The following is a 14,406-nucleotide window of genomic DNA, read 5'->3' as shown; positions in this document are numbered from 1 at the left end:
TTTTGATGGCGGTACGCGGCGATATACGAAATGTGGCGATTGTGGCACACGTTGACCACGGCAAGACCACCCTGGTCAACGCCATGCTGCAGCAGTCGCACGTCTTCTCCGAGCGGGAGGAGGTGCCCGACCGGGTCATGGACTCCAACGACCTGGAGAAGGAGAAGGGCATCACCATCCTGGCCAAGAACACCGCCGTCAAGTACACAGGCCCGCTGGCCGCCAAGCTGGGCGAGCCCGACGGCATCACCATCAACGTGGTGGACACCCCCGGCCACGCCGACTTCGGCGGCGAGGTGGAGCGCGGCATCTCCATGGTCGACGGCGTGGTCCTGCTGGTGGACGCCTCCGAGGGGCCCCTGCCCCAGACCCGCTTCGTCCTGCGCAAGGCCCTGGAGGCCAAGCTGCCCGTCATCCTGGTCATCAACAAGACCGACCGGCCCGATGCCCGCATCTCCGAGGTGGTCTCCGAGTCCACCGATCTGCTCCTGGGCCTGGCCCAGGACGTGAGCGAGGAGGGAGTGGACCTGGATCTGGATTCCCTCCTGGACCTGCCGGTCATCTACTGCGCAGCCAAGGCCGGCAAGGCCTCCGTCAACCAGCCAGCCGACGGCGCCGTGCCTGACAACGATGATCTGGAGCCCCTTTTCGAGGCCATCCTGACCAACATTCCCGCACCGGAATACGAGGAGGGCGCCCCCCTGCAGGCCCATGTGACCAACATCGACGCCTCCGACTACCTGGGCCGTCTGGGCCTGGTGCGCATCTACAACGGCACCCTGACCAAGGGCCGCCAGTACGGCCTGTCGCGCGTGGACGGTTCCATCGAGAACTTCAAACTGACCGAGATCCTGCGCACCAAGGGCCTGCAGCGCTTCCCTGTGGAGGAGGCCGGCCCCGGCGACATCGTGGCTGTGGCCGGCGTGGAGGACATCATGATCGGCGAGACCATCGTCGACCAGGACGACCCCCGCCCCCTGCCGCTGATCCACGTGGACGACCCTGCCGTCTCCATGACCTTCGGCACCAACGATTCCCCCCTGGCCGGCACCGAGGGCAAGGACCACAAGCTGACCGCCCGCATGCTCAAGGATCGTCTGGACCGCGAACTGATCGGCAATGTCTCCATCAAGGTGCTGCCCACCGACCGGCCTGACGCCTGGGAGGTTCAGGGCCGTGGCGAGCTGGCCCTGGCCATCCTGGCCGAGCAGATGCGCCGCGAGGGCTACGAGCTGACCGTGGGCCGCCCCCAGGTGGTCACCAAGACCGTGGACGGCAAGCTTCAGGAGCCCATGGAGTCCGACACCATCGACGTGCCCGAGGAGTACATGGGCGCGGTCACCCAGCTCATGGCCGACCGCAAGGGCCGTATGGAGACCATGACCAACCACGGCTCCGGCTGGGTCAGGATGCAGTTCACTGTGCCCTCCCGTGGCCTGCTGGGCTTCCGCACCGCCCTGCTGACCGCCACCCGCGGCACCGGCATCTCCGCCTCAATCTCCGCCGGCTACGCCCCCTGGGCTGGCGACATCAAGACCCGGCAGAACGGATCCATGGTCTCCGACCGCTCGGGCAAGGCCAGCCCCTACGCCATGCAGAAGCTCCAGGCCCGGGGCGAGTTCTTCGTCAAGCCCCAGTCGCCCGTCTACGAGGGGCAGATCGTGGGCATCAACAACAAGCCCGGCGACCTGGACATCAACATCACCCTGGAGAAGCACATGACCAACATGCGTTCCTCCACCGCCGACGTGCTGGAGACCCTGACCCCGCCCATCGACATGAGCCTGGAGGAGTCCCTGGACTTCGCCAACGATGATGAGTGCGTGGAGGTGACCCCCGAGTCCATCCGCGTGCGCAAGATCATCCTGGACAGGGATGCCTGGTACAAGTGGAACGCCCGCCAGCGCAGGGCCAACAAGAAGTAAGCTTGCTCTCACAATTAGACTAGTCCGACCCGGCCGTCCCACGGTGACCGGGTCGGACTAGTCTGGAACCCATGAAGTCTCAGGTTTCCAAATCCAAGGATCAGGCCCCCTCCCGTTCGACGGGGGAGAATGGCAAGGTCAGCGCCTTCCGTTGCCTGCTGGGCTTGCCCATCGGCCTGGCGGTGGGGGTGCTGGGGACCCTGGTCCAGCGCTCCGGGGCCGCTCAGGGTCTGCCCTGGGGGATGGTCCTGGCCTATCTGCTGGTGGCCCTGGCCTCCTGGTGGGTCCGTTGCGACAGCGGCACCATGGGGCTGGCCCTGCATCTGGTGGCCTCGACGGTCACGGTCTGGCTGCTCTCCATGCGGGGGCCTGGCGGCGACGTGCTCATGCCCTATGCCAACTTCCCGACATTCTTTGCCAAGTATGCGGTCTTCCTCTGGATGGGCGGGCTGGTCCTGATCCAGACCCTGGCCATCTGTCTGCCGGCCTCCTGGTTTGCCGATGGCCCCCTGCGTCGTCAGGGGCGATCCGCATGAGCCAGGACCCGTCAGCGAGGCCGGCGACTTCATCCGACCGAATTCCCCTGCACTTCCTGGGTCCCGAGGGGACCTTCACCCATCAGGCCGCCCTTGAGGCCGCCAGCCTCATGGCGACAAGGCTGGGCTGCCAGGCGGAACTTAAGCCCTGCACGGATGCGGCGGCCATCGTGGCCGCCGTGGAGGAGGGCCGGGGCTGGGGGGTGCTGGCCTGGGAGAACAACGTGGAGGGCCATGTGGTGCCCAACATGGACGCCCTGATCGACGCTCAATCGGTAGCGGGCTTCGGCATGGTCCGTCTGCCCATCGTCTTTGACGCCTTCGTCCGGGCCGACCATGGCCCCCTGCGCCAGGTTGGCGCCCATCCCCATGGATTGGCCCAGTGCAAGGGCTTCATCGCAGAGACCGGCCTCAATCCGGTGCCGGCCAATTCCAACGCTGCGGCCTGTCGTGACTTGGGCCCCGACCAGGTGGCTCTGGGGCCGCGCATATGCGGGAGCCTCTACGGACTGGAGACCTACCGGCGCGAGGTGCAGGACTATCAGGGGGCCCGTACCGACTTTCTTCTGCTGGCTCCCCGAGATCGGGCCGCCCGACTGGCACGCCGCCTGGCGCCGGGCGGGGATTTCGAGTCCATCGTCACCTTCATTCCCCTGAACACCGGGCCGGGCGTGCTGGCCAACCTGCTGGACCGTCTGCGCGATGCGGGCCTGAACATGACCTCATTCATGTCCCGGCCCATCAAGGGGCACGACGGGACTTACAGCTTCGTGGCCAGCATCGACGCCGCACCATGGCAGAAGGGGCTCCATCAGGTGCTGGCCGACCTGCTGGACAGGGGGGACTGGCTCAAGACCCTGGCGGTCCATCCGCGCACCCCGCATCCAGCGCCCCCCATCCGTGAATGGATGCTGCCCAGGGCGGGGGCCTTCCGGGGTGAGGACCCCGATACCGAGACGATCAGCAAGGAGTTGTTATGGTAGATGAATCCGCACCCTTTCCACACATGGACCTGTCCGGTCCCGAGCACATGCACCCCATGGCAGGCATGGCCGCCTCGCCGGTGCTGACCTCGGCCCACAAGATCGCCGTGGCAGGGCTGGGTCTGATCGGCGGATCGTTGGCCCGCCGCCTGGCCGCCCGGGGCCGGTTCGTGATCGCATGGAACCACAATGACCGTCCCTATGAGCAGGCCCGCAGCCAGGGAATTCACTGTGTGGACACCTTGGAAGAGCTGGCTAAGGGCAAGGCAGACGTGCTGGTGCTGGCTACCCCCTTGCGGGCCATGCCCGAGGTGCTCAAGGCCCTGGCTCCGGTGTTGACCCGGGGCACCACCCTGACCGACGTGGGCAGTGTCAAGGGGCCGGTCCGCCGTCAGGTCGAGCAGGCCGGTCTGGCCGATCGGTATGTGGGCGCCCATCCCATGGCGGGCAGCGAGGGCTCCGGTTACGAGGACTCGGACCCGGCCCTCTTGGATGATGCCCTCTGGGCTCTCTGCGTCGATGAGCAAACGGATTACAGCCGATTCCTAACCGTGGCCGACATGGTCACCCAGGGTCTGGGCAACCGGCTGATCGCCCTGGACGATGCCACCCATGACCGGGCCGCTGCGCTGATCTCGCACATGCCCCATGTGGTGGCCACCGCCCTGGCCAACATGCTGACCAGGTCGCCTGACCGCCGTGTGGCCTCGGCCCTGTCGGCCGGATCCTGGCGTGACATGACCCGGGTGGCCCTGACCGATCCGGAACGGACCCGGGCCATGGTGGAGGAGAACGCCGACCAGGTGGCCGACCTTCTGGATGCCCTGGCCGAGAATCTGCAGGGCATGGCCTCTCTCTTGCGGGACCAGGAGCCGGCGTCCGATGAAAAACGCCGGGACTTCTTCCTCCAGGCCGATCCCTTCCGGCGCTACAAGGCTGCCCTGGCCGGCCAGGAGCCGATGCCCACCACCGACCTTGAATTGGATCCGCAGGAGGGCAACTGGCGGCAGGAGCTGCTGGATTCGGCCCTGCGCGGCGAGCAGGTCTCGGCCTTCCTGACCACCAGCCGTGCCCGGGTGCTGCACCCGCCGGTCATCGACTGAGATCAGGTGGGTCCGGACGGGGCGAACGGCGTTCCGGGACCGGTTTCAGGGCCACCATGTCTTCTGCTTGCAGGGTCACCCGTTCCCCGGGACGCGACCCATTGGCCGCCGGGTCCCTGTCCAGGATCAGCCGGTGTCCGTCCCAGTCGACCACATGGCCCACGTAGTCTCGGAACTTGGGCCTTCCATCTTCCGGGTCCGACCCCAGGGCGATCCTGACCACCAGCCGCGCTCCGGCCGGTATGGTTGCTGGCAAACGCATGGCCATCCACCTCCGGGGTCAGTATCGCCTGCGGCTGCGACGAGGGCGAAAGCGCCTAGACTGTATTGCACATACTGCACAGCCAAGCGAAGGGAGTGCCCGCAGTGGACCAGGATCTGCAGGACTTCACCGACTATCTTTCCCGGGTGGCAGGCAAGAGTCCCAACACCGTGCGTTCCTACCGGGCCGACCTGTCGGGCTTTCTGCACCTGATGCATCTGCACGGCTTCGACGACCCCGCGCAGATCGACCTGGCCACCATCAGGTCCTGGCTGGCCCACGAGGCATCGACCCACGCCCGTTCGACCATGGCCCGGAAGACGGCCGCACTGAGATCCTTCTTCGGCTGGCTGAGCCGGCACGGCCGGATCAAGACCGACCCCACCCTGGCCCTGAGCAGTCCCAAGCAGTCCGAGCACCTTCCACGGGTCCTGACGCACGACCAGGCCCGCACCCTGATGGATACGGTCGACCAGGATCCGGTCGAGCCCCGGGAGGACCAGAAAGTCCAGGCGGCCCTGCAGGCCCGGGACGCGGCCATGCTGGAGCTGCTGTACGCCACGGGCATGCGTGTGGCCGAGCTCTGCGGGCTGGACCTGGATGACGTGAACCGGCACAGCCGCACCGTAAAGGTCTTGGGCAAGGGTTCCAAGGAGCGGGTCCTGCCCTATGGCCTGCCCGCCGATCGCGCCCTGGACCGCTGGCTGGGGGAGGGGCGGCCGGTCCTGGCGGGCTCAAGGGCCAGATCGGCCCGCAAGGCAGGTCAGGCCCTCTTCCTGGGTCAGCTTGGCGGCAGAGTTGGCCAACGACAGGTCCGCAAGGTGGTCCATCAGGCGGCCGGTCAGGCCGGGGTGCCCGACATCGCCCCCCATGCCCTGCGGCACTCGGCCGCCACGCACATGCTGGATGGGGGAGCCGACCTGCGCGAGGTTCAGGAGATGCTGGGCCATTCCTCCCTGCGGACCACCCAGCGCTACACCCACGTCTCCATCGAGCAGCTGCGGGCCCGGTACAGGCAGGCTTTTCCCCGGGCCTGAGATCCGGTAAATGAGATACGACTTGTCTCGGGAAACATCCTGGTATCAGAATATGGCGTATTCTAGCTTGAACATCAGTCAAAGACTTTCGGGATCATAGGCGCAATGTTGGCAACCAGCTAAAGGGAGCAGCAGGAATGAAGAAGAATTCACAGCTCACGGTGGCGTCAGCCGCCATCTGTGCCTTGGCGCTCTTGGCCAGCGGCTGCGGCAGTGGAGGCAGCAGCACCAATACCGAGGGTGCCGAGCAGTCGTCCAGCAGCCAGCCCAGCAACAACGCCGTGGTGTCGGTCCGTGGGTGCGAGCCGGCCAACCCGCTCATTCCCAGCAGCACTGCGGAAAGCTGCGGCGGGCAGGTCGTGGATGCCATCAACTCCAAGCTGATCCGCTTCGACGATCAGGGCAAGGCCCACAACGATCTGGCCGCGGAGATCAAGGGCAACGACGACATGTCCCAGTACAAGGTCACCTTGGTTGACGGGCGCAAGTTCTCGGATGGCACCCCCATCACCGCCAAGTCCTTCACCAGGGCCTGGTCCTGGAGCGCCAATGTGTCCAACGGCCAGCTGAACGCCAGCTTTTTCTCTGACATCAAGGGCTTTGATGACCTGCAGAAGCAGGGTGTGCCTGCGGATGCCCAGTTCTCCGGATTGAAGGTCATCGATGACAAGACCTTCACCGTAGACCTCATATCGCCCTCGTCCACCTTCCCCATTCAGGTGGGCTATACCTCTTTTGCGCCCCTGCCTGAGTCCTTCTACAAGGATCCCAAGGCCTACGGGGAGAATCCGGTCAGCTCGGGTCCGTACACGTTTGAGTCCTGGCAGCACAACGCCATGATCAGGCTTCGCAAGAACAACGACTATGGCGGGGAGGTCAAGGTCCAGAACGGCGGCATCGACTACAAGGTCTATACTGACCTGAATTCTGCCTATTCCGATGTGCAGGCGGGCAACCTGGATGTGATCGACAGGATTCCCACCTCCGCTGTCAAGACATTCATGACCGACAGCATGGTGCAGAGTTATAACAAGCCTGGCTCCACCCTGCAGATGTTCACCATTCCTGCCACCATGGAGCATTTCGGCCAGGACCAGGAGGGCCACCTGCGCCGCCTGGCCATCTCCATGGCCATTGACCGGAAGATGCTGATCGACAAGGTCCTGGGCGGTCTGGGCGTGCAGCCCACCGACTTCACCGCGCCGACCATCCCAGGCTATGCCAAGGATCTCAAGGGTTCGGACAACCTCAAGTACAACGCCAGGAAAGCCAAGGAGTACTGGGCCAAGGCCGATGCCATCAGCAAGTGGCCAGCCGACAAGAGCTTCCAAATGCTGTACAGTTCGGATGGCGGCGCCAAGGACTTCTACGACGGCATGGCCAACTCCATCAAGAACACGCTGGGCATCAAGGCCGAGGCCACTCCTGTGCCCACCTTCAGCGAGTTCCGCGGCAACATCAAAAAGCGCCTCTACGCGGATGCGGCCTTCAGATCCTCCTGGTCACCCGACTACCCATCGCCTGAGAGCTATCTGATGAGCAACTTCGCCAGCTCGGCGGCCGATGGCAACGGATCCAACGATGGCGACTACAAGAACCCCAAGTTCGACGCCCTGCTGAAGCAGGCTGCCAAGGCCAAGGACACCGATGAAGCCAACAGGTTCTTCCAGCAGGCTGAGGAGATCCTTCTGCAGGACATGCCGGCGGTTCCGCTCTATTATGGAAACAACATCGGCGCGTCCGCCAAGAAGGTTCATGGGATGCGTCTGGGCTGGGATGGCTATCCGATCTTCTCGGAGCTGTCCAAGGACCAGTAATGATCGTGCCGGAAACGGCATAAACCGCCGTCGATGACTGGCGGTTCGGGAAACCAACCAAAGGAAAGAGCAAGATATATGAAGAAGCAATCGGCCCTGACCATTGCGGGCGCCGGACTGTGCGTCATGGCGCTCACGCTGGGCGCCTGCGGCGGATCCGGCGGATCCGGCTCCTCTGCCCAGGGGAGCAACGGCGGCAGCTCGAACGCCGTCATCTCGGTCTTCAACCCTGAGCCGGCCAATCCGCTCATCCCCAGCATGACCAACGAGGTGGGGGGTGGCAACCCCATCGACGTCATGTTCTCCAAGCTGGTCCGCTTTGACGACAAGGGCAAGCCGGTCAACGAGATCGCCAAGCAGATCAAGGCCAACGAGGACAACACCCAGTACACCGTGACCATCAACGACGGCTGGAAGTTCTCGGATGGCACCCCGGTCACCGCACAGTCCTTCACCAAGGCCTGGTCCTGGGCGGCCGACATCGCCAACAAGCAGCTGGGCTCCAGCTTCTTCGCCAACATCAAGGGGTATGACGACCTGCAGAAGGAGGGCACCCCTGGCGATGCCCAGCTGTCCGGCCTCAAGGTCATCGACAACAAGACCTTCACCGTTGATCTGACCTCGCCTTCCTCCACCTTCCCCATCCAGGTGGGCTACACCGCGTTTGCGCCCCTGCCCGAGTCCTTCTACAAGGACACCAAGGCCTTCGGCGAGAAGCCGGTGACCGTGGGACCCTACAAGTTCCAGTCCTGGGAGCACAACAAGTCGATCAAGCTGGTCAAGGATCCCGCTTACAAGGGCGGCATCAAGGTCAAGAACGGCGGCGTCGAGTTCCGCTCCTACACCGATGCCACCGCAGCCTACCGCGACGTGCAGGCCGGCAACCTGGACGTGCTGGACACCCTGCCCGCCTCGGCTCGCAAGACCTTCCAGACCGATAACACGGTCCAGGCCATCAACGATCCGGGTTCGGTCATCCAGATGTTCACCATCCCCACCTACATGAAGCACTTCGGCCAGGATCAGGAGGGCAAGCTCCGTCGCCAGGCCATCTCCATGGCCATCGACCGGCCGACCATCATCAAGAAGGTGCTGTCCGGAACCGCCAAGGAGGTCCACGACTTCACCGCCCCCGTCATCCCCGGCTACTCAACCAGCATCAAGGGATCCGACGTGCTCAAGTACAACCCGTCCAAGGCCAAGGAGCTCTGGGCCGAGGCCAACAAGATCTCCCCCTGGGGCGAGGGCGACAGCTTCAAGATCGCCTACAACGCCGATGGCGCCCACAAGGAGATCTATGACGCCGTCACCAACTCCATCAAGAACGCCCTGGGCATCCAGGCTTCGGGCAACCCTCTGCCCACCTTCAGCGAGTTCCGCTCCAACGTGCAGAACCGCAAGTTCACCGACTCGGCCTTCCGCTCCGGTTGGCAGCCCGACTACCCCTCGCCCGAGAGCTACCTGTCCAGCAACTTCGCCAGCTCGGCAGCCAACGGCAACGGGTCCAACGACGGCGACTACAAGAACCCCGAGTTCGACGGCCTGATGGACAAGGCAGCCTCCGCCAAGAGCATCGACGAGGCCAACAAGATCTACCAGCAGTCCGAGGAGCTGCTCTTCCGCGATCTGCCCGCAGTCCCGCTCTACTACCAGAACTCCAACGGCGTGGCCGCCAAGAACATCCAAGGATTCTCCTTCACCTGGAAGGGCGTCCCTGCTTACTACAACATCAGCAAGTGAGGTGACGGGAGCCTGAATCCCGCACCTGACAGCTGACATCGCCCGGGCCGGCACGGAAGGATCCACTCCGCGCCGGCCTTGGCGTCTTTGCACCCCTGTTGAGGTGTGCTGGTAGACTCAAACAAGAATTTTTGCGGCGGCCCCGATCCCCATGCCGATCCCGGTCGCGGATGACAAAGGAGAATAGCCGATGGGAAAATATCTTCTGCGACGTATTCTGCAGATGATCCCCGTCGTTCTCGGCACGACACTGCTGATATACGCGCTGGTCTTCGCGCTTCCCGGCGACCCCGTGGCCGCCATGTTCGGGGACAAGCCGGTCAATCAGGCCGTTGCCGCACAGATACGTTCGGAATACAATCTCGACAAGCCCTTCATCGTGCAGTACGTGCTCTTCCTGAAGAACGCGCTGACCCTGAACTTCGGCAACACCTTCGCCGGCCAGCCCGTGATCAGCGTGATCGGCAGGGCCTTCCCGGTGACCATCAAGCTGGCCCTGATGGCCTTCGTCTTCGAGGGCGTCTTCGGCGTGATCTTCGGCATCATCGGCGGCCTGACCAAGGGCAAGTGGTCGGACAACATCATCCTGGTCCTCTCCCTGCTGCTGATTTCGGTGCCTACCTTCGTCACCGGCTTCATCCTGCAGTACCTGTTCGGCGTCAAATGGCATCTGCTGCCAGCCACAGCCGGGGCCAATCCGGGCTTTATTGATCTGCTCATGCCGGCCATTGTGCTGGGGTCGGTGTCCATGGCCTCCATCATCCGTCTGACCAGGACGGAGATCACCTCCAACATCTCCGAGGACTACGTGCGCACGGCCCGGGCCAAGGGCATGAGCAATCGGTCTGTCATCGTGCGGCATGTGCTGCGCAACTCCCTGATCCCCGTGGTCACCTACCTGGGCGCCGACATCGGCGGACTCATGGGCGGGGCCATGATCACCGAGCGCATCTTCAACATCCAGGGCGTGGGCAACACCCTTTACCAGGCCATCCTGAGGGGCGAAGGCACCCTGGTGGTCTCCATCGTGACCATTCTGGTCCTGATCTTCGTCATCACCAGCCTCCTGGTCGACCTGCTCTACGCAGTGCTCGATCCGCGGATCCGGTATGCGTGAGGGAGAGGGACCGACTATGAGTGAAACGGCAATGAACGAGTCAAGCGAACAGAACGAAAGCCAGGCCCGCGTCTACTTCCCCGACCCCCTGCCGGGCCAGGAGCGGTTCGTGGCCCCCATCGACGAGACGCCCCTGCGCGAGGTGGACTCGGTGGATGAGGACGTGCCGCCCACTAGCATGTGGGCCGACGCCTGGAAGACCCTGAGGCGCAACCCGCTCTTCATCATCTCCGCAATCCTGGCGATCGTGGTCATCCTGGTGGCCCTCTTCCCCAACCTCTTCGCCAGGCAGGATCCCATGGCCTGCAGCCTGTCCGACTCCCTGGAGCCCGGCCGGCCCGGGCATCCCTTCGGCTTCGATCTGCAGGGCTGCGACGTCTACAGCCGCGTCATCCACGGGGCAAGGACCTCAGTGGCCATCGGCATCATGACGACCATCCTGGTTACCGTCTTCGGCGGCCTCATCGGCGCCATCGCCGGTTTCTTCGGGGGCTGGGTTGACGCCGTGCTCAGCCGCATCACCGACATCTTCTTCGCCATTCCCATGATCCTGGGCGCCATCGTGCTCCTGCAGATGTTCCGCACCTCCACCTCCCTGTGGAAGATCATCCTGACTCTGACCCTCTTCGGCTGGGTCAACATGGCCCGCATCACCCGCAGCGCCGTCCTGGAGGCCAAGAACCTGGAGTTCAACACCGCTTCCACGGCCCTGGGCTCCACGCCCCTGCGCAACCTCTTCCGGCACATCATGCCCAACTCCCTGGCCCCGGTCATCGTCATGGCCACCATGTCGCTGGGCACCTACATCGTCTCTGAAGCCACGCTGAGCTTCCTGGGCATCGGCCTGCCCTCCACCGTGGTCTCCTGGGGCGGGGACATCTCGACGGCCCAGAACCTCCTGACCACCAACCCCTCGGTCCTCTTCTATCCCTCCGCAGCCCTGGCCATCACCGTGCTGGCCTTCATCATGATGGGCGACGCGGTCAAGGATGCATTGGATCCCAAGAGCAGAACGGCCTGAGCGGAGGAAGCATGACTGAAGCAGACAAGAACATGACCACCAATCAGGAGCAGCAGCCTCTGCTCGACGTGCGGGACCTGCAGGTGGACTTCACCGCCGATGGGCGCACCGTCCACGCAGTTCGCGACGCCTCCTTCAACGTCTACCCCGGCCAGTGGGTGGCCATCGTGGGGGAGTCCGGCTCGGGCAAGTCCACCTCGGCCATGGCTGTGCTGGGTCTTCTGCCCGGCACCGGCAAGGTGACCGGAGGCAGCATCCGGCTCAATGGCCGCGAGCTGGTGGGCCTGGACCGCAAGGACTACGAGGCGCTGCGCGGCTCCCAGGTGGGCCTGGTCCCGCAGGATCCCATGAGCAACCTGAACCCGGTCTGGCGCATCGGCTCCCAGGTCAAAGAGGCGCTGACCGCCAACCATATGGATGTCTCCCGGGAGAAGCGCTCCCGGCTGGCCAAGGCCCTGGCCAGCGACGAAGAGGTGACGCTCAAGAAGTCGGACGACGAGCTTTTCATCTCCTCCAAGGACCTGCCCGGCCTGCTTCAGGCCGCCCGCCAGGCCCTGAGCGATGCCGGGGTCGCTGACGTGGACCAGACCATGGAGGCCCTGAAGGCCGAGTGGGACGTGGGCTCCGAGACCCGATGGGGCGTGGCCAAGTCCCTGATCGACGCCGGTGTGGATGACGATGCGGCCTGGACGCTGGCCAAGGAGCATGTCACCGGCTCGGACATGGACGACCGCATCGCCGGCCTGCTGTCCGAGGCCGGGCTGCCTGAGGCTGCCACCAGGGCCCGACAGTATCCGCATGAGTTCTCCGGCGGCATGCGCCAGCGCGCCCTGATCGCCATCGGCCTGGCCTCCCGGCCCGACCTGCTGATTGCCGACGAGCCCACCAGCGCCCTGGATGTGACCGTCCAGAAGCGGATTCTGGACCACCTGCGCAGCCTGACCGAATCCCTGGGCACCGCCGTGCTCTTCATCACCCACGACCTGGGTCTGGCAGCCGAGCGCGCCCAGCACATCGTGGTCATGTACCGGGGCCAGGTGGTGGAGTCCGGGCCCAGCCTGGAGGTCCTGCAGCACCCTCAGCACCCTTACACCAAGCGGCTGGTCCAGGCCGCGCCCTCGCTGGCCTCCCAGCGCATCATCTCCGCCAAGCAGCGCGGCCAGGATGCCGAAGACCTGCTGGAGCATCACGTCAAGGGCGAGAGCACCCTGGAGCGCAGCGAGCACGTCATCACCGTGGAGCACCTGACCCGCGAGTTCAGGCTGCCCCGGCGCAAGGAGATGTTCAAGGCCGTGGACGACGTCTCCTTCTCGGTCAAGCGGGGGACCACGCTGGCCATCGTGGGGGAGTCCGGCTCCGGCAAGTCCACCGTGGCCAACATGGTCCTGCACCTGCTCAAGCCCACCTCGGGCCTGGTGACCTACGAGGGCCAGGACATCGCCGGCTTCGGCAGCCGTCAGCTCATGGAGTTCCGCCGGCACGTGCAGCCGGTCTTCCAGAACCCCTACGGCTCCCTGGACCCCATGTACTCCATCTACCGATCCATCGAGGAGCCCCTGCGCATCCACAAGATCGGCAACGCCAAGTCCCGGCAGAAGCGGGTCAAGGAGCTGCTGGACATGGTGGAGATGCCTGAATCGGTCATGGGGCGCTACCCCAACGAGCTCTCCGGCGGACAGCGTCAGCGCATCGCCATCGCCCGGGCCATGGCCCTGAATCCGGATGTGATCATCTGCGACGAGGCCGTCTCCGCCCTGGACGTGCTGGTCCAGGACCAGGTGCTGCGGCTGCTCAACGATCTGCAGGCCGAGCAAGGGCTCAGCTACCTGTTCATCACCCACGATCTGGCCGTGGTCAGGCAGATCGCCGACGAGGTGGTGGTCATGCAGCACGGCCGGCTGGTGGAGCACGCCACCACCGACGAGGTCTTCGATCACCCCCAGCGCCAGTACACCAAGGATCTGCTGGACGCCATCCCCGGCGGCAAGCTGCGCCTGGGTCTTGACTAGGTATCCTTTGCACAGACTCACAAGGAAATGAGGCATCATGGGATTGTTTGGTTTCGGCAAGAAACGCGCCAAGAAGCAGGCTGAGGAGGCCGTCGAGGAGTCCAAGGAGCTCGACGAGTCCAAGGACGCTGAGGAGTCCGCGGAGAAATCCGACCAAACATCTCAGGCTGACCGCGATGAAGCCGAGCAGAGCGGGAAAGGCCCCTGGGACAGTTTGGATTCCGAGGCCCCCGACACCGATGAGTACTTGGACATCGGCGCCCTGATGCTGCCCTTCCTCAAGGGCAGCGAGCTGAGGCTCAAGGCCAACTCGCAGACCGGCGACGTGCTGGGAGCCACCATCACCTACGGGTCCTCCAGTCTGGAGCTGGAGCCCTTCGCGGCCCCCAAGTCCCTGGGCCTCTGGGACGAGGTCCGGGCCGACCTGCTCAAGGCCAACCCCTCCTGCAAGGAGGTGGACGGCGTCTTCGGCAAGGAGCTGACCCTGCCCGTCAAGGTCAAGGGCAAGAACCTGCTGACCCGGGTGGTGGGCGTCGACGGACCTCGCTGGATGCTGCGAGGCATCTTCTCAGGCCCGGCAGCCAAGGGCGGCAAGGAGAAGGATGTGCTCGACGGCTACCTGGCCGACCTGGTGGTGGTCCGTGGCGATGAGCCCCTGGCCCCCCGTGACCTGGTGCCCATGCATGCGCCCATCACCCCCAACCAGCGCCGCGGAGAAGACGAAGACTCGGAGTCCAAGGACGATGAGAGTGCGCAGATCCCCGGCAGGCCCGAGGGCCCCTTCGACTCGGACCAGCAGACCGAGGTGAAGACCACACTGTCGCGCGGACCCATGTTCTCGGAGGTCCGCTAAGGC

12 protein-coding genes are annotated in these 14,406 nt (G+C 64.6%); 11 read left to right on the top strand and 1 reads right to left on the bottom strand.

The features are described 5' to 3' along the window. Nucleotides 1-5: 5 nt before the first annotated feature. The 4 genes from typA (at nucleotide 6) to AC0AII_RS05920 (ending at nucleotide 4,547) form a co-directional block, all read left to right on the top strand. Nucleotides 6-1,925 carry a translational GTPase TypA gene (typA, locus tag AC0AII_RS05935; protein ID WP_024627158.1) on the top strand — a complete coding sequence of 640 codons (1,920 nt, stop codon included), beginning with the start codon at nucleotides 6-8 and terminating at the stop codon, nucleotides 1,923-1,925. A gap of 71 nt (nucleotides 1,926-1,996) precedes the next feature. Continuing rightward, nucleotides 1,997-2,461, top strand: coding sequence for an alcohol dehydrogenase (locus AC0AII_RS05930; RefSeq protein ID WP_490446470.1), 465 nt, complete (start codon nucleotides 1,997-1,999; stop codon nucleotides 2,459-2,461). Further along, nucleotides 2,458-3,444: a prephenate dehydratase domain-containing protein gene (locus AC0AII_RS05925; RefSeq protein ID WP_490446469.1), complete on the top strand. Its 987-nt coding sequence runs from the start codon at nucleotides 2,458-2,460 to the stop codon at nucleotides 3,442-3,444. Before AC0AII_RS05930 ends, AC0AII_RS05925 begins: the two co-directional genes overlap by 4 nt. A 65-nt stretch (nucleotides 3,445-3,509) precedes the next feature. Next, complete coding sequence (locus tag AC0AII_RS05920) at nucleotides 3,510-4,547, top strand: prephenate dehydrogenase (RefSeq protein ID WP_490446584.1); 1,038 nt, start codon at nucleotides 3,510-3,512, stop codon at nucleotides 4,545-4,547. Here AC0AII_RS05920 and AC0AII_RS05915 read toward each other — a convergent pair. Further along, entirely contained in the window at nucleotides 4,537-4,809 is a 273-nt protein-coding gene (locus tag AC0AII_RS05915) for a DUF6725 family protein (protein WP_313837007.1), read from the bottom strand. The genes AC0AII_RS05920 and AC0AII_RS05915 overlap by 11 nt on opposite strands. Before the next feature lie 104 nt (nucleotides 4,810-4,913). On the opposite strand from AC0AII_RS05915, the gene AC0AII_RS05910 reads away from it, so the two are divergent. The 7 genes from AC0AII_RS05910 to AC0AII_RS05880 all read left to right on the top strand — a co-directional run bounded on the left by AC0AII_RS05910 (nucleotide 4,914) and on the right by AC0AII_RS05880 (nucleotide 14,403). Further along, nucleotides 4,914-5,846, top strand: coding sequence for a tyrosine recombinase XerC (locus AC0AII_RS05910; RefSeq protein WP_490446468.1), 933 nt, complete (start codon nucleotides 4,914-4,916; stop codon nucleotides 5,844-5,846). 137 nt (nucleotides 5,847-5,983) lie between these two features. Then, the gene (locus AC0AII_RS05905) at nucleotides 5,984-7,663 is read left to right on the top strand and encodes a peptide ABC transporter substrate-binding protein (protein ID WP_490446467.1); all 1,680 of its coding nucleotides are present in this window, start codon (nucleotides 5,984-5,986) and stop codon (nucleotides 7,661-7,663) included. A gap of 78 nt (nucleotides 7,664-7,741) precedes the next feature. Next, complete coding sequence (locus AC0AII_RS05900; RefSeq protein WP_198200717.1) at nucleotides 7,742-9,403, top strand: peptide ABC transporter substrate-binding protein; 1,662 nt, start codon at nucleotides 7,742-7,744, stop codon at nucleotides 9,401-9,403. A gap of 190 nt (nucleotides 9,404-9,593) precedes the next feature. Continuing rightward, on the top strand, nucleotides 9,594-10,520 hold the full coding sequence (locus AC0AII_RS05895; RefSeq protein ID WP_024627150.1) for an ABC transporter permease: 927 nt from the start codon (nucleotides 9,594-9,596) through the stop codon (nucleotides 10,518-10,520). Nucleotides 10,521-10,551: 31 nt separating this feature from the next. Continuing rightward, nucleotides 10,552-11,541 (top strand): ABC transporter permease, encoded by a 990-nt coding sequence (locus tag AC0AII_RS05890; RefSeq protein WP_034524826.1) that lies wholly within the window; start codon nucleotides 10,552-10,554, stop codon nucleotides 11,539-11,541. 11 nt (nucleotides 11,542-11,552) lie between these two features. Further along, entirely contained in the window at nucleotides 11,553-13,550 is a 1,998-nt protein-coding gene (locus AC0AII_RS05885; protein ID WP_198189482.1) for a dipeptide ABC transporter ATP-binding protein, read from the top strand. A 37-nt stretch (nucleotides 13,551-13,587) separates the two neighbouring features. Further along, nucleotides 13,588-14,403: a DUF3710 domain-containing protein gene (locus AC0AII_RS05880; RefSeq protein ID WP_490446466.1), complete on the top strand. Its 816-nt coding sequence runs from the start codon at nucleotides 13,588-13,590 to the stop codon at nucleotides 14,401-14,403. Nucleotides 14,404-14,406: the final 3 nt, after the last annotated feature.

The organism is Bifidobacterium sp. VU/mBH4 (B4) (assembly GCF_058199535.1).
The sequence above is the reverse complement of the archived record's forward strand: the minus strand, read 5'-3'. Positions and strand labels throughout refer to the sequence as shown.

What these genes read in the sequence shown, in the direction of transcription:
- AC0AII_RS05915 (WP_313837007.1), bottom strand. Translation starts at nt 4,809, where the DNA reads ATGCGTTTGCCAGCAACCATACCGGCCGGAGCGCGGCTGGTGGTCAGG.
- typA (WP_024627158.1), top strand. Translation starts at nt 6, where the DNA reads ATGGCGGTACGCGGCGATATACGAAATGTGGCGATTGTGGCACACGTT.
- AC0AII_RS05885 (WP_198189482.1), top strand. Translation starts at nt 11,553, where the DNA reads ATGACTGAAGCAGACAAGAACATGACCACCAATCAGGAGCAGCAGCCT.
- AC0AII_RS05925 (WP_490446469.1), top strand. Translation starts at nt 2,458, where the DNA reads ATGAGCCAGGACCCGTCAGCGAGGCCGGCGACTTCATCCGACCGAATT.
- AC0AII_RS05920 (WP_490446584.1), top strand. Translation starts at nt 3,510, where the DNA reads ATGGCCGCCTCGCCGGTGCTGACCTCGGCCCACAAGATCGCCGTGGCA.
- AC0AII_RS05900 (WP_198200717.1), top strand. Translation starts at nt 7,742, where the DNA reads ATGAAGAAGCAATCGGCCCTGACCATTGCGGGCGCCGGACTGTGCGTC.
- AC0AII_RS05895 (WP_024627150.1), top strand. Translation starts at nt 9,594, where the DNA reads ATGGGAAAATATCTTCTGCGACGTATTCTGCAGATGATCCCCGTCGTT.
- AC0AII_RS05905 (WP_490446467.1), top strand. Translation starts at nt 5,984, where the DNA reads ATGAAGAAGAATTCACAGCTCACGGTGGCGTCAGCCGCCATCTGTGCC.
- AC0AII_RS05890 (WP_034524826.1), top strand. Translation starts at nt 10,552, where the DNA reads ATGAACGAGTCAAGCGAACAGAACGAAAGCCAGGCCCGCGTCTACTTC.
- AC0AII_RS05880 (WP_490446466.1), top strand. Translation starts at nt 13,588, where the DNA reads ATGGGATTGTTTGGTTTCGGCAAGAAACGCGCCAAGAAGCAGGCTGAG.
- AC0AII_RS05930 (WP_490446470.1), top strand. Translation starts at nt 1,997, where the DNA reads ATGAAGTCTCAGGTTTCCAAATCCAAGGATCAGGCCCCCTCCCGTTCG.